General features: G+C 62.8%; 16 protein-coding genes. 11 read left to right on the forward strand and 5 right to left on the reverse strand.

Going from position 1 to position 14577, the window contains the following annotated elements:
- Positions 1-4: 4 nt before the first annotated feature.
- Positions 5-970, reverse strand: a complete 966-nt coding sequence (locus tag HU763_RS14665; protein WP_186690418.1) for a LysR family transcriptional regulator — start codon at positions 968-970, stop codon at positions 5-7.
- 80 nt (positions 971-1050) lie between these two features.
- Complete coding sequence (locus tag HU763_RS14670) at positions 1051-2052, reverse strand: zinc-dependent alcohol dehydrogenase family protein (protein WP_186690420.1); 1002 nt, start codon at positions 2050-2052, stop codon at positions 1051-1053.
- A gap of 106 nt (positions 2053-2158) precedes the next feature.
- Between HU763_RS14670 and HU763_RS14675 the strand changes: the two genes are divergently transcribed.
- Complete coding sequence (locus tag HU763_RS14675; RefSeq protein ID WP_186690458.1) at positions 2159-3037, forward strand: LysR family transcriptional regulator; 879 nt, start codon at positions 2159-2161, stop codon at positions 3035-3037.
- A gap of 12 nt (positions 3038-3049) precedes the next feature.
- Here HU763_RS14675 and HU763_RS14680 read toward each other — a convergent pair whose 3' ends face one another.
- Positions 3050-3874, reverse strand: a complete 825-nt coding sequence (locus tag HU763_RS14680; protein WP_186690422.1) for an AraC family transcriptional regulator — start codon at positions 3872-3874, stop codon at positions 3050-3052.
- 128 nt (positions 3875-4002) lie between these two features.
- Here HU763_RS14680 and HU763_RS14685 point away from each other — a divergent pair, with 128 nt between their 5' ends.
- The 4 genes from HU763_RS14685 (at position 4003) to HU763_RS14700 (ending at position 7105) form a co-directional block, all read left to right on the forward strand.
- Positions 4003-4521: a carboxymuconolactone decarboxylase family protein gene (locus HU763_RS14685; protein WP_186690424.1), complete on the forward strand. Its 519-nt coding sequence runs from the start codon at positions 4003-4005 to the stop codon at positions 4519-4521.
- Between the two features lie 167 nt (positions 4522-4688).
- Positions 4689-4934, forward strand: coding sequence for a DUF2790 domain-containing protein (locus HU763_RS14690; RefSeq protein WP_170030361.1), 246 nt, complete (start codon positions 4689-4691; stop codon positions 4932-4934).
- A 31-nt stretch (positions 4935-4965) separates the two neighbouring features.
- Positions 4966-5982, forward strand: coding sequence for an alpha/beta hydrolase (locus HU763_RS14695; protein WP_186690426.1), 1017 nt, complete (start codon positions 4966-4968; stop codon positions 5980-5982).
- A 643-nt stretch (positions 5983-6625) separates the two neighbouring features.
- A complete protein-coding gene (locus HU763_RS14700) occupies positions 6626-7105 on the forward strand; it encodes a carboxymuconolactone decarboxylase family protein (protein WP_058639944.1) in 480 nt (159 codons plus the stop codon).
- Here the strand turns inward: HU763_RS14700 and pdxR are convergent.
- On the reverse strand, positions 7098-8534 hold the full coding sequence (gene pdxR / locus HU763_RS14705; protein WP_012314954.1) for a MocR-like pyridoxine biosynthesis transcription factor PdxR: 1437 nt from the start codon (positions 8532-8534) through the stop codon (positions 7098-7100). The genes HU763_RS14700 and pdxR overlap by 8 nt on opposite strands.
- A 90-nt stretch (positions 8535-8624) precedes the next feature.
- Between pdxR and HU763_RS14710 the strand changes: the two genes are divergently transcribed.
- The 4 genes from HU763_RS14710 (at position 8625) to HU763_RS14725 (ending at position 10953) form a co-directional block, all read left to right on the forward strand.
- A complete protein-coding gene (locus HU763_RS14710; RefSeq protein WP_186690428.1) occupies positions 8625-9107 on the forward strand; it encodes a GNAT family N-acetyltransferase in 483 nt (160 codons plus the stop codon).
- Between the two features lie 30 nt (positions 9108-9137).
- Positions 9138-9803 carry an FMN-dependent NADH-azoreductase gene (locus HU763_RS14715; protein WP_186690430.1) on the forward strand — a complete coding sequence of 222 codons (666 nt, stop codon included), beginning with the start codon at positions 9138-9140 and terminating at the stop codon, positions 9801-9803.
- 111 nt (positions 9804-9914) lie between these two features.
- Entirely contained in the window at positions 9915-10364 is a 450-nt protein-coding gene (locus HU763_RS14720; RefSeq protein ID WP_186690432.1) for a carboxymuconolactone decarboxylase family protein, read from the forward strand.
- Positions 10365-10593: 229 nt separating this feature from the next.
- On the forward strand, positions 10594-10953 hold the full coding sequence (locus HU763_RS14725) for a hypothetical protein (RefSeq protein ID WP_186690434.1): 360 nt from the start codon (positions 10594-10596) through the stop codon (positions 10951-10953).
- A gap of 97 nt (positions 10954-11050) precedes the next feature.
- On the opposite strand, the gene HU763_RS14730 is transcribed toward HU763_RS14725, so the two are convergent.
- Complete coding sequence (locus HU763_RS14730) at positions 11051-11905, reverse strand: LysR family transcriptional regulator (RefSeq protein WP_186690436.1); 855 nt, start codon at positions 11903-11905, stop codon at positions 11051-11053.
- 74 nt (positions 11906-11979) lie between these two features.
- On the opposite strand from HU763_RS14730, the gene HU763_RS14735 reads away from it, so the two are divergent.
- Together HU763_RS14735 and HU763_RS14740 are read left to right on the forward strand one after the other, a co-directional pair.
- Positions 11980-12945, forward strand: coding sequence for a DMT family transporter (locus tag HU763_RS14735; protein WP_186690438.1), 966 nt, complete (start codon positions 11980-11982; stop codon positions 12943-12945).
- Positions 12946-13121: 176 nt separating this feature from the next.
- Positions 13122-14576, forward strand: a complete 1455-nt coding sequence (locus tag HU763_RS14740) for an MFS transporter (RefSeq protein WP_186690440.1) — start codon at positions 13122-13124, stop codon at positions 14574-14576.
- Position 14577: the final 1 nt, after the last annotated feature.

The following is a 14577-nucleotide window of genomic DNA, read 5'->3' on the forward strand; positions in this document are numbered from 1 at the left end:
GGCCTCAGCTGGCCGGGAGGTGCCCTTCGACCAAGGGCTTCTGCTCGGCCACGGCGGCGGCACAGAAGGTCATGAAGGCTTTGACTCGCCACGACTTGCGAATGTCCTGGTGAGTCAACAGCCACAGTTCATCCTGCAGCTCCGGCACCACCGGGCCGGCACGGACCAACCCCGGGGTGATGTCGCCCAGCATGCACGGGAGAAAACCAAACCCGAGCCCTGCCGCGATGGCCGCGCTCGCAGCGGCGACGGAGTCGGTGCGGTACACGATGCGCTCGGGGGCGACCCGGTTCTCGACGTAACTTGTCGCCCGCAAACCGCACAGCGCGCCAGCATACGAGACCCATGCCTGCTCGCCTTCGAAAAGGGCGGCAGTACCTGCCTGACCGGCGCAGCAGTATGGCGCCCAGGCGATGTTGGCCAGTTTGCGGCCGACCAGGCTATCGGCAGGTTTGCGCGTCGCCCGGATGGCGATATCCGACTCGTCCCGGGCCAGGCTCAAGGTCTGGTTGCCGACCAGTACTTCCAGGGTTATGCCCTCATTCAGCGCCTTGAACTCGGCGATGATCGGGGTGAGGAAATACAGCAGCAGCGAGTCGCTGGTGGTGATCCGCAGCTTGCCGAGGGGGCCCTGGCCGGCACGGGAAACCCGCCGCGTGACGCTGACGATGTCCAGCTCCACACGCTCGGCCAGCGCCCGCAACTCGGCACCTTCGGCCGTGAGCAGGTAGCCCGACTTGCGGTGATCGAACAGGGCGATACCCAGGGTGCGCTCGACCTGGGCAATGCGCCGCGAAACGGTGGACACGTTCACCCCGAGCTTCTTGGCCGTGGCGGCACGATTGCCACAATCACTCAGGGTCTTGATGATGCGCAAGTCGTCCCACGACAGCTGGCTGACGGCCTCGCCTGCGTCCCACTTCGCAGGGGTTGCCGAAGCAGGCTGAAGTTTTCCGGTGAGTGATTGCACAGGTTCCGATCCACAGGCGAATGCGCCGATGATACGAGAAGCGACCGGGTTGAACCAAGTCGTCTGCACGGTCGCGGTACCTAGTCGCTGGACAAGCGGATCACCGTCTTGCCCGTACCACGACTTTCCGCTACCTGGCGAAACGCTTCGTTGACATCTGCCAGGGCGAACTGCCGCGGGTCCACCCGCACTTGCAACTGCCCGGCATCTGCCAGCGCAGCCGCCTCGCGCAGGATAGCCCCGTGGTGTTCACGCCCCTGGCCGGTGAGCAACGGTGTCAAGGTGAACACGCCTGAATACGTGGCGCTTCTGAACGATAACGGCGCGAGGCTGTGCTGGCCCCAACCGAGGCAACTGAGCACGTGGCCGGTATAAGGCCTGACCGCCAGGAAGGCAGCATCCAGGGTGCTGCCGCCTACGGTGTCATAGACGATATCGAACCCCTCCCCGGCCGTGTACTGCTGCACATAGGCTTCCACGCTCTGCGCCCGGTAATCGATTGCCGTGGCGCCCAGGGCGCGAATGAAATCGAGACTGGACGCCGAACCGGTGGCATACACGTCGGCGCCGCGTGCCTTGGCCAACTGCACCGCCACCTGGCCGACCCCACCGGCCCCACCGTGAATCAGCACGCGCTGGCCAGGGCGGACATTGGCGCGATCGACCAGCCCTTCCCACGCGGTGATGAATACCAGCGGCAACGCTGCCGCCTCGCTCATGGCGAGTGCATGCGGCTTGGCTGCGATCAGCCGGGCATCCACCGCAATGTACTCGGCCATGGTGCCCTGGGCCCCACCGATGCCACCGGCCATGCCGAACACTGCCTGACCGACGACAAACCCTTCGACCGCCTCGCCCAGTTCGACGACCGTGCCGGCGAGGTCCAGGCCGAGTACCGCCGGCAGCGGCTGGCGAGCATGCGCGCCTGCGCCGGTGGCGATCTTGGTATCGAGCGGATTGACGCCTGCGGCGTGGACCCGCACCAGCACCTGGCCCTTCCCGGGTATCGGGCGGGCAATGTGGCGCACAGCCAGCGGGGCTTGGGCGGATTCTGCGATAGCAGCGAGCATGGTCGGTTTCATGATGGCAACCTCGATTGAGTGGACGCTTACAGGTTGCGCCGCCACGCTCATTCCGATAAGACACTAGATTGGCATAGGACTTATTCCGCAGAGAGGCCAGATGGCAATGGATCTGTTCGACAGCATGCGCGTCTTCGTACGCGTGGTGGAGCGTGGGTCGTTTTCAGCGGTCGCTCGCGAACTGAACATCGGACAACCTGCGGTGAGCAAACAGGTCCGCGCCCTGGAGCGCTACCTGGGCGGGCCGGTATTTGCCCGCAGTACCCGTCAGCTGGCCCTGACCGACCAAGGGCAGCGGTTCTACCATCACTGCCAGGAGATTCTCGGCCAGCTGGAATCCGCCACGCGCAGCTTTGCCAGTGGCCAGGAGCAGATTGCAGGCCCGCTGCGGATCGCCGCGCCGGTGAGCTACGGGCGGTTGTGCATAGCACCGCTGATTGGCAGCTTTCTGCAGCGCTACCCTGAAGTGCGGATCGACCTGCGGCTGAACGATCACAACGAAGACCTGCTGACGGAAAACATCGACGTCGCCATCCGCATCGGGGTGCTGAAAAACGACGGTCTGGTGGCCGTGCCCCTGGGCAGCAGCGTGCGCCGGGTCTACGCTGCGCCGGCTTACCTGGAGCGCTACGGGCAGCCACACCAGCCCGCCGAACTGGCCGGCCACAACTGCATCGGCTTCACCCTGCTGACGCACTATGACAATTGGCAGTTCAGCCGCGGGGAGCAGGCGCTCGAGGTTGCCATCAAAGGCAATGTCACCAGCAACAGCAGCGAGGCCATCCGCGAAATGGTGCTCGGCGGCCTGGGCCTTTCCCTGTCGCCCGAATGGCTGTTCGCAGCCGATGTCGCGCGCGGCAGCGTGCATAGCGTGCTTGACGATTACCAGGCCACCGCACTGCCTGTCAGCGCCGTGTTCAGCCCCGAGCGACGGCGTTCCGCCCGCACCAAGGCGTTCGTCGACTTTCTCCGGGAGCACCTGTAGGCGCCCCTGGCCCTAGGTCGAACCCTGTTTAAGCCAGGCCTTCGGGCTCGCGCCAACCTTGCGCCGGAAAGTCCGGGCCAAGGCCGACGGGCTTTCATAGCCGACCTCATCGGCAATCAGCGCAATCGGGCGCCCCTCGCGCAGGCGCTTCTGGGCCAGGCTGATGCGCCAGTTGGCCAGGTAGTCCGCCGGGGTCATGCCCACGGTGTGGCGAAAGTGCGCGGCAAAGCTGGCCCGCGACATGCCTGAACGATCAGCCATCTGCGCCACCGACCAGTTGTGCTGTGGTTCGCTGTGGATGGCGACCAGTGCGCGCGAGAGCTGGGCGTCGGCCAGCCCGGCCATCATCCCCGAGGCAATGCTGCGGTTGGCGACGAGGTGGCGAAGCAGCTGGATCACCATCAGCTCGAACAGGCGATTGAGCATGACATCGCGGCCACATTCGTCGCTGGAGGCTTCGGCAAACAGCCAGTCGAGGGTACCGGTCAGCATTGGCAGTTCGCGCAGTGGCTTGATGATGAAATCCGGCAAGGCCAAGGTCAGCGGGTTGTTGGCACCGCCCTCGAACTGCAAGGTGGCACAGACCAGCTCCGCCTCATCGGCTTCGGTCGCCACCAACCGGTGTGCCTGCGGGCGCACCGCCAGAATCAGGCTCGGTTCGTTCAGTTCCACAACCTGCCCGTGCTTGTCCCTGAAGGCCAGGCGGCCGGCACGCAGCAGGTGGGCGTACCCCACCCGCTGCTGCCCATCAAGGTCGGTGGTGCCGCAGAAGGCGCCCTGGTGAAAGGTGGCGGCATGCAGGTTGAAGTGTTTGAGCAACGTCGACAATCGGTCCATGGCACACTCGGGTTTAGACGATCTGTTGCATAATTTCGATGATCTGCAGCCGAAAGGAAAGCCCAGCTCCCTAACATTGACTCCAAGCTTGATCGACAAGCCCGTTAATCAACCCTTGGAGAATGACCATGACTCGTATCGCTGCCCTCTCGCTGGACCAGGCACCTGCTGCCTCGCGCACCGCTCTGGAAGGTATCCAGAAAGGCCTCGGCTTCATCCCCAACGCCTTCCGCACCCTGGCCCACTCCCCTGCTGTATTGAACGGTTACCTGGGCCTGGCCCAAGCCCTGGGCAAAACCTCGCTGAGCGCCGCTGAACGTGAAGTGGTCGCCCTCGCCGCTTCGCAGGTGAACGGTTGCGACTACTGCCTGGCCGCGCACGCTTTCTTTGCAGGCAAAGCGGGCCTGAGCGAAGAGGCAATCAGCCAGGCCCGCAGCGGCACGCTCAGCGCCGTTGCCGCACTGGCGCGCCAGGTCACCGAAAGCCGCGGTCAGCTGAGCGACCAGCAGATTGCAGCAGCCCGTGAGTCGGGTATCGACGATGGCAAGATCGTCGAGGTGGTGGCGCAGGTGACGCTGTTAACCCTCACAAACTACCTGAACAACATCGCCATTACCGATATCGACTTCCCGCCGGCAGCACGCTAGCCAAACCACCCGACGTCGCCGCTCGGCGGCGACGGCCGGGGCTGATGCAGCGTTTCAATCAGCACCATTACGGAAATGTATTTTGCGCACTAATTATTATCGCGCAACATACCAATCAACCAGCAAGCAGATGCTGATTCCACTATCCCAGCTAACGGAGCATGACCATGAACTTCAGCAAAGCAATCGCCATCGCCACCTTGACCTTCGGTGCCAGCTTCGGTGCCTTCGCCCAGACCGCCTCGCCGTACCAGTACGGCACGCACCTGGACATCGCTCAAGTCATCGCCATAGATGCCCCGGCCAACGCCAGCGGGCACACCAGCACCGCCACCCTGACCTACCGCGACAGTGACGGCAAGGTGCAGAAGGTCAGCTACCTGCGCCCGACCACCTCCGCCAACCAGAACTGATCACCTTACCCAGCGCCCCAGGAGCTTGACCATGAAACTCTCCCGCCCCCTCGCCGTCGGCCTGCTTGCGCTCGCCGTCAACAGTGCCTTCGCCGCCGGTAGCCCCGGTGTGGAAAGCACTACCCAGGCTTTCCTTCAGGCCCTTGAAGCCGGTGGCGGCAAACCGCTGGAAACCCTGGCGCCGAAAGACGCGCGTGCCGTGCTCACTGGCGCCCAGGCCAGCGTGAAGGTCGACGTTGCCGGCACCCAGGTCGAGCGCCGCACTATTGCGGTCGACGGCCAGGCCCTGGAGATCCGCGTGGTACGCCCACAGGGGGCGCAAGGCGAGTTGCCGGTGTTCATGTTCTTCCATGGCGGTGGCTGGGTGCTGGGTGACTACCCGACCCACGAACGCCTGATCCACGACCTGGTGCTCGGCTCCGGTGCGGCGGCGGTGTACGTCGACTACACCCCGTCACCGGAAGCGAAGTTCCCCACCGCCATCAACCAGGCCTACGCCGCCACCCGCTGGGTTGCCGAAAACGGCAAGCAGATTGGCGTCGATGGCAGCCGTCTGGCGGTGGTAGGCAACAGCGTTGGTGGCAATATGGCAGCGGTTGTCGCGCTCAAGGCCAAGGAGGCCGGCACGCCGAAGCTGCGCTTCCAGGCCCTGCTGTGGCCGGTGACCGACGCCAACTTCAACAACGGCTCGTACAACCAGTTCGCCGACGGCCATTTCCTGACGCGCAACATGATGCAGTGGTTCTGGGACAGCTATACCAGCGACCCCAGGCAGCGTGACGACATCCATGCCTCGCCGCTGCGCGCCAGCCTGGAGCAGTTGAAAGGCCTGCCGCCCGCGCTGGTCCAGACTGCCGAGATGGATGTGCTGCGCGACGAAGGCGAAGCCTACGCGCGCAAGCTGGGCGCTGCCGGTGTCCCGGTGACCGCCGTGCGCTACAACGGCATGATCCATGACTTCGGCCTGCTCAACGTGCTCGGCCAGGTGCCCGGTACGCGCAGTGCGATGGACCAGGCGGCCCAGGCGATCAGACAGCACCTGCAGTGATCGGGGTTGCGGCTTACTGACATCTTCCTGGGATCGTAGCGCGGCGTGGATTCGGATGTGTTCGCCTAACGGTATGTAGCGCCTATGAGATCGAGCGCCGCCCGCGCGGCGCATCGCGGATAAATCCGCTCCTACATTTTGTTGCAACGTGCCGAACCTGTTACGCCATGGTTGCCTGCCTTGGTGCATGTCTCAAGGCATGCGAGGCGGCATCGATGCCCCCCAAACATCCCGTCGTGCCAACAAGGCTGACAACCGTGGCCTCACAGGCATGGCCACGTTGCAACAAAATGTAGGAGCGGATTTATCCGCGATGCGCCGCGCGGGCGGCGCTCGATCTCATAGGCAACGAAGATCTTCAGGCAAACACATCATCCACCACGCAAGCCCCAAGGCAGGACAGTCCGCTACGGGTCGTAAGCAGCCTTCCGCGACTGGCCGCTTTCGACCCATTGCGGCCATTCGCGGAGGCCAATAAACGGCCTATTGCCCCCCTTCGACCCTATCGCTCGATAGGTGATCATGGCGCACTTCGATACAGATATGGCCTAGTTCGAAGCTACCATTTTGGCCCTGTGGGGCTATTCCAAGCGTTGCTACAGTGGGCTCCAACAACCATCCACCCACTACGAGCAACTACCCCATGAACAACCGCCTTGATTACTTCAAACTGTCTCCCCAAGCGTCCAATAAACTGGTGGAGCTCACCCTGCAACTGAGCAAGAAGCCGCTACTGGCCGATCTTGCCCACCTGATCATGTTGCGCGCTTCGCAGCTCAACGGCTGTTCGTTCTGCGTGGATATGCATGTGAAAGAGGCCAAGATCCATGGCGAGCGCGAGCTGCGTCTTCACCACGTGGCCGTCTGGCGTGAGTCACAGCTGTTTTCGCCAGCAGAGCGGGCGGCGCTGGAGTGGACTGAAGCCCTGACCCAACTGCCGCCTCATGGTATCTCCAACAGCCTGTATGCGAGGGCGCGTGAGCAGTTTTCCGAGCAGGAGCTGTCGGATTTGTCGTTCCTAATCGTCGCCATCAATGGCTGGAATCGCCTCAATGTGGCTTTCCAGGCGATCCCGGGCTCGTCCGATGAACTCTTCGGCCTGAACAAGGCCAACCTCAACTGAGTAACTTGCTGATCAACGCGCCAAGCTGCTCGCCTGGAGCAGTCGTGGCGCAGTTGGTAAAACTCAGGAGCAGACCTGACTGACGCTGCGATGAGGCAGCCCAGCGCGACAACGCTTGTACCGACATGCCCCTCGCCAGCACCTGCTCGGCCAGGGCGGTGTCGCTTACGTCCTCCGGTAAACGCAGTACCAGGTGCATACCGCCTGGCGAGCGTTCCACCTGCATACCCTTCGGCAAACTCCGCTCCAGTGCTTCGATGGTCAATGCCCGTCGCTCGTTGTAGAGGCGGCGCATGCGTTGGATATGCCGAGCGAAGTGTCCCTCGGCAACGAACTCCGCCACCAAAGCCTGGGTAATTGACGGTGACCCGGCAGCAAACAAGGCCCGTCCGACGCGCTCGAACGCTGCCACCTGCGCCTGCGGCACCACCAGATAAGCCAGGCGAATACCGGGAAACAGCACCTTGCTGAAGGTGCCGGCATACAGCACGCGCCCATGGCGATCCAAGCTGGCCAGCGCTGGAAGTGGACGGCTGACGTAGCGGTACTCGCCGTCGTAATCGTCCTCGACAATCCAGCCACCGGTGCGGGCAGCCCAATCGAGTAGCAGTTGTCGGCGTGGCAGCGACAGTGCCATCGACAGCGGGCTCTGATGCCCTGGTGTCACCATGACAACCTGAGCAGCCCGAGAACCCGCGATGGCGTGTTCTACGTTCATGCCTTCTGCATCAACCGGCACCGCTTCCAGGTCCAGGCCGAACTGGCGAAGCACCTGGCGCGTAGTGGGATAGCCCGGGTCTTCCACCCAGGCGCACTCGCCTGGCTGCAACAGGGTATGTGCGACTAAGGACAGGCTATTGCGCCAACCGCTGGTGATAAACACCTGATGGGCACCACAATCGATACCTCGGGACACCTGCAGATACGAAGCAATGGCGCTGCGCAACGCTGCCAGGCCGTGGGGTGCTGGATAGTCCAGATCTCCCAGACGCATCCCACGGAGATACCGAGCACCGAGACGCGCCCATATCTTGCGCGGAAATGCATCCAGCGCCGGTACCCCCATCTGGAACGGCAACAGCTGCGGTGGACGCCAGAGCGAATCAGGCGCGTCTTCGATCACTTGGCTGCTGACTGGCAATACGGTGGCCGCTGACACAGGCTTCTGCAGTTCAGGATTGATTACGGTGCCTTTCTGCCCGAGCGCCAGGAGGTACCCTTCGCTGGCCATCAGCGAATAGGCCAGTTCGACGGTGCCACGTGCCACCCCCAGCTCCTTAGCCATGGCGCGCGCCGACGGCAAGCGGTCACCGGGGGACAACGTGCCAGCGGCAACGGCGGCCAGCACGCGGTCGTACAGTTGACGATAAAGGGGCAAGGCGGACTGCTCTTCCAAGGGAGCAAAAGGCGGCTTGGGGGAGGTCATCATGGCCTAGTTCATATCCCATTTCTTGGATCAATCAAGTGGGTCAATGGTAGTCCAATATAGCTCCATCACCTACTGATGAGGGCACCTCCCATGAAATTCCCTTTGCTTAACTTCATACCCAGCGTGCTCGACCTGGCCGATACCGCCCTGCGTCCCTTGGACAGCACCCATGACCTGTGCAGCGCATTCCCGGTAATGCAGCAATTGCGCCCTCATCTGACGAGCGAAGCCGACTTCGTCAGCCGCATCGAGCGTATGCGCCTTGAAGGCTATCGCCTGATTGGCGCTTATGACGCAGGCGTTCTTGTAGCACTGGCTAGTTACCGCTTTCAGGAAAACCTGGTCTACGGCGCATTCCTGTATGTCGATGACCTTGTAACCGCCGAGGCTCAGCGGGGTGGCCAGTGGGGATCGCGCTTATTGCAAGCTTTGGAACGACTGGCGCGCGCCAGCGGTTGTGCACGCCTGGTGCTCGACACGGGTTTGGCCAACGCCCGCGCGCAACGTTTCTACTTCCGTGAAGGCCTGTTGACGGGTGCACTGCGCTTTCAAAAACAGTTCGATACGCCATAACCCGCATGCACATCCAAGAAGGCAGACCTCATGACATCGTCCCAACAGCCACTTGCTCCTTTGCGCATTCTTCGACTGGTCACCAGCCCCAATGCAGAGGCTTCGGAAAGTCTGAAGCTGTCCCAGCAGATCCTGTTCGCCTTGGCCACCGAGGCCGGCAGAAGGGGTATCCAGTTGACCGATTTAGACCTCAACACCGTGGCCCCAGTCGATGCCCCTTACGCCCAGGCATTAGCGAATCAACGCGTAGTCACGGCAAGTGGGCGGGACAGTACGTTGAGCCGTTCCAACGAATTGATCGACCAACTGCAAGCATGCGACGTACTGGTGATTGCCACGCCGATGCACAACTACAGCGTGCCCGCTCCACTCAAGATGTGGATCGACCACGTGGTACGCGTGGGCAAAACGTTTGTGGGCACCGCCAAAGGCAAAGTCGGAAATCTGACGGATCGTCCGGTTTACGTCGCAATCGCTAGCGGGGGCTACATCAACGGCCCACAGGCCCGTCAACCGGACTTTCTGCGCCCCTACCTGTCCGCCGTCCTTGCCACCATCGGTCTCACTCAGGTGCATTACTTCACCGTTGAGGGTACCGCCAAGGGGGGGGAGTCACTGAATACTGGAAGGGCAACAGGGTACGGTGATGTGCGGGCGTACTTTGTTAGGCATAGCCGTCGAGTGGATCAAGTCTAAAGTCCGCTTCAGGCCCGACATCTACTCCAAGTGTTTAGGTTTGCATCTCAACTGGGCCGTATGCCAACAAGCGGCCACGCTCTTCATCGCTCATACAAAGGAAAAGAAATCATGAATCGTCTCAATTGGTTTGAAGCTTCGCCTGGTGCAGCTAAGGCCCTCGGCGGCGTGCATCATTTCGTGACCACCGCGACAAATTTGCCAGCCTCGTTGATCCACCTCGTGTTTCTCAGGGTGTCTCAAATCAACGGCTGCGCTCATTGCATTGATCTTCACTCACGCGATCTGATCAAAGCAGGTATGTCAGTGGACAAGGTGCTGTTAGTGCCGGTATGGCATGAAGCGCAATATTTGTTCTCGGATCAGGAGCGCTCAGCACTGGCTTGGGCGGAAGAAGTCACCAGGGTAAGCGAGACACAGGTATCCGACCAAGCTTATGCAGCCGCATCGGCGATGTTTGTTGAAAAGGATCTTGTTGACCTGACAGCGGCGATTGCCGCAATGAATGCGTTCAACCGTATGGGCGTCAGCTTCCGACTCAAACCTGCGGCTAGGGCTTGATGACCTAGTGACTCGGCCTGGAGAGGTAATACTTCGGAGACGGCACCTCGCTCCTATCGCGTACCGTCTGCTTCAGGCCAATTGCTGCCCTTTCCGAACGACCGCTATGGGTCGAAAGCGGCCAGTCGCAAAGAAACGGCCAGCGATTTTACGGCTTCGCTATCCATTGCCGACTAATTGCTGCAGCCTACCTCCAGATGCTGAACATCCGCCCCAGGAGCTGTGGTAAATGGAAGAAATGGAAAAAATCGTCGCTCCAGGCGGCAGATTCGAAGTCAGGGTCGCCGCCTGGGAAGCGCGCAACAGCCAATGGGTGTATGTGCCCTCCCTCTTTGATACGCACACCCAGGCGGTCATTTTTGCATTCACCAACCCGCATTGGTCCATGGATCAGGCCACCTGGCGCAGTGATGCGACGGTTCATTTCGTGCTCCGGAAATTTCCGGGCGATCACCTCCCGGCGACACTGGAGCTCTTGGTGAATTGCGCCAATCAGACTGCGGCCGTGGGGGCAGGCGCCGAATACAGGCTTGCCGAGATCGAGCAGGCACTGGAGGCCGCATTCGAGAAAAAACCCAGTGCGTCCTGAGGATCGATCGGTCATCCCATCGGCCTTGCTCGCGCGCCCCCTGTAAGGCGATTGAACACCCGTGGGAAAGCCACGGGGGTTAACACGCGCCCCTTGCCTACAACCTAAACGATTGCCGCATCGCCCGCGCCAGCAAAGTCACGGCGGCATCCCCGCCCGATGCCGGGCTGCGCACGAACAGGATGTCGTGGTCGGGAATGGCCGGCAGGCCCTCGAGGATCTGCATACGCTCGGTGACCTTGGCCCGGTCGATCACACTGATGGCCAAGCCGGCCTCCACACAGGCTTTGACGGCCTGGTTGGAGTGGCTTTCAAGGATGATGCGCGAGCGGCGTCCCGAGGCCTTGAGTGATTCGACCATGGCCTCACGATAGGGGCATTGCAAGGCATGGGCAGCCAGCGGCAACGGGTCGTGAAGTACCGCTGCTGCGTTCATCGGCCCGACCCAGACCGGCGTGGTCGACAGCAGTCGCTCGGCATCGGGCCCGAGCGTGCCTTCAACCTGGGCGATGACCGCTGCCTGCAATTTGCCGCGCCGGACCAGCTCCCTCAGGGCATGGCTCGGCCCGGTCCTGAGTTCGAGCACCACATTCGGCCAGGCAGCGCTGAACATTGGCAAGATATCGCGAATCACATGGGCCGCGTATTCGTCAGGGACACCGAGCGTGATACGCCCGGCCAGATCCGGCCCGTGCAGCTCTGCCAGCACCTGATCGTGGGTGCGTAACAGCTCGGCGGTCGAATTCAGCAGCCGCCGGCCCAGGGCCGTCAACGATATGGACTGGTTGTCGCGATTGAGCAACCTGCCGCCGGCGACGGTCTCCAGGCGTTGAATGTGAACGCTGACCGCCGCCGGGCTTTTATGCAGCTGCTCGGCCGCTGCGCTGAACTTGCCGATGCGCACCACGGCATGGAAGGTACGCAGGAGGTCGATATCGAGCGTGTTCGCCATGATTCAATATCCGTAAAGAACTGCTGCACATATTTTTGATTTATCAGATTAGCCCGATTTCGTAGTGTCGGGGTATGAACCAGCACCTGCCGACCCCGCCCCCCACGCCGACCCGTCGCCCCTGGCAGCGGGCCTTGCCGCTGCCCTTGCTTGAAGCCGGGCTGCTGCTGACCTGGAGTTCCGGGTTCATCGGCGCACGGTTTTCCATCGATCATGCCCCCGCCCTGCTGGTGGTGTTCTGGCGCTGCCTCGTGGTGAGCCTGCTGTTGTTGCCGTTCGTCTGGCGTGCCCTATGTCATACGCCATTTGCCGTGTTGCTGAGCCACACCGGCATCGGCCTGTTGGCCATGGCGGGCTACCTGACCGGCGTGACGCAGGGCATTGCCCTGGGTGTGCCCGCCGGCCTGGCCGCGTTATGTGCCGACCTGTTGCCGCTGGGCATGGCGCTGCTCGCAGCGCTGGTGCTGGGCGAGCGCCTGCCGCTCCAGGTGTGGGTCGGCCTGATCGTCGGGCTGCTGGGGGTGCTGTGGGTGACCCACAATGCGCTGAAGCTGGGCACGGCACCGCTGTGGGCGTATGGCCTGCCCGTGGCCGGCATGTGCTCGCTGGCGGTCGCCACGTTGTGGCAAAAACGCAGCACGGTACAGGCCATGGGCCTGTTGCCGAACCTCTGGCTGCAGTGTTTCGTCTCCAGTTTCGCCTTCGCCGCCATCGAAGGCAGCCAACGCAGCCTGGCACCGGTTGCCAGCGCAGGCTTTGCATTGAGCGTGTCGTGGACCGCAGTCCTGTCGACGCTGGGCGGCTATGGGTTGTACTGGGCCTGCCTGCGCAGGTCCTCGGCCACCCGCGTCGCCAGCGTGCTGTACCTCAGCCCAGCGATCACCCTGCTCTGGGCCTGGGCAATGTTCGATGAGCCGTTGTCCTGGCCGATGGCAGCGGGGATGGCGCTATCGGCGGTCGGCATCTGCCTGGTGGTACGCGCCGAGGCCCGGCAAGCCAGCCGCGATGAGCGCAAGCCCAACCACCCTACCCCTCGCTGAGGTGTCGGTGAGACTGACAGTAATGAACGTTGCCCGTGCAGTTTCGTAAGGCGCGTGCCGGGATGTGATTCTCTAGAGTGTGGCCCATCGGCCAGGCATGAGCGGGCAATAGCCCAGCTCCAGGAAACCTGGTCTGCCCGCGTATCGAACCGGAGTTGCCACACAGGATGCCCGTCATGTCTCGGATCGAAAGTGAAGCCACCGAACCCCGGCGCTGGTCGATGTTCGCCATCTTGCTGGTCGGCGCGTTTCTACCGCCGCTGGATTTCTTCATCGTCAACGTTGCGCTGCCCTCGATACAGGCCGACCTGGGTACAGATGCCTCTGCCGAGCAGTTGGTGATCGCGTCCTACGCGACCCTCTATGCCGTGACGCTGATCACCGGCGGCCGACTCGGCGACCTGTACGGTCGCGGCCGGATGTTTTTCATCGGCCTGCTGGGCTTCGCCGCTGCTTCGCTGCTGTGCGGCGTGGCGGCCACGCCATGGGTACTGGTGCTCGGGCGCGCCTTGCAAGGCGTGAGCGCCGCCGTGATGGCGCCGCAGGCACTTGCCTCGGTGCAGGCGATTTTCCCTGCAGCGGAAAGATCATTGGCCCTGAGCCTGTACGGCGCCGTGTTTGGCCTGGCGTCAGTGATCGGCCAGGCGCTGGGTGGCGTGCTGATCGCGCTCGACCTGTTCGGCATGGGCTGGCGCGCGATATTCCTGGTCAACCTGCCGATCGCATCGCTGGTGATTGCATTCGGTATCCCCCTGCTCAAGGACACCCGTGCGCTGCAAGCGAGCAAGCTGGACCTGGTGGGCACGGCGTTGTCGATGCTGGCCCTTGGCGCCCTGGTCGTGCCGCTGATCGAGGGCCGCGAAGCGGGATGGCCGTGGTGGGCGTGGCTGTCGCTCGCAGCTGCGCCTGTACTGGGGGCGTTGTTCTGGCGCTACGAGGCGCGCCTGCACCGCGCCGGCGGAACCCCTTTGCTGGCACCGGCCGCGCTGCAAGCCCCCGGGCTGGGCCGGGCGTTATCCATAGCGCTGTGCTTCTACGCCATTGGCGTGTTCTTCCTGCTGTTTTCCATCTACCTGCAAGGCGCACTGCATATGACCGCACTGCATGCCGGCCTGGTCTTCCTGCCGTTCGGCGCCGGCTTCCTGATCGGACCGCTCTCGGTTCCCCTGCTCAGGCGCGTGCTTGGCGGTTACGTGAACCCGCTAGGCATGGCGCTGGAGGTCATCGGCTTGCTCTGGCTGGGTTGGCTGATGTCAGTGACTCCCCCTGGCCTTGCCCCGCCTTTCACGTCCCTGGCGGTCATCCTGTTCCTGATCGGGCTGGGACAGGGCCTGGCCCTGCCGACGTTGATGCGCCTGGTCACGGGCCGGGTCGCACCGGCGTATGCCGGGATGATCGCAGGCATCACCAGCGCGACCTTGCAGATCAGCACCTCGCTGAGCGTGGCCGTCATCGGCGGCGTGTTCTACACCGTGCTGGGGGACCAGGTAACGGCAGCGCGTATCAGCCACGCCTTCATGGTAGCCGTGCTATGCATGGCCGCCTGCCTGGCTGTAGGGGTTGCGTTGAGCCTGACGTTGGCGCGGCAGCCGGCACCGCTGGCGGAGGCAGCGGCGATGCGCCCGAGCTGAG

It is taken from the genome of Pseudomonas anuradhapurensis, assembly GCF_014269225.2.
Classification (GTDB): domain Bacteria; phylum Pseudomonadota; class Gammaproteobacteria; order Pseudomonadales; family Pseudomonadaceae; genus Aquipseudomonas; species Aquipseudomonas anuradhapurensis.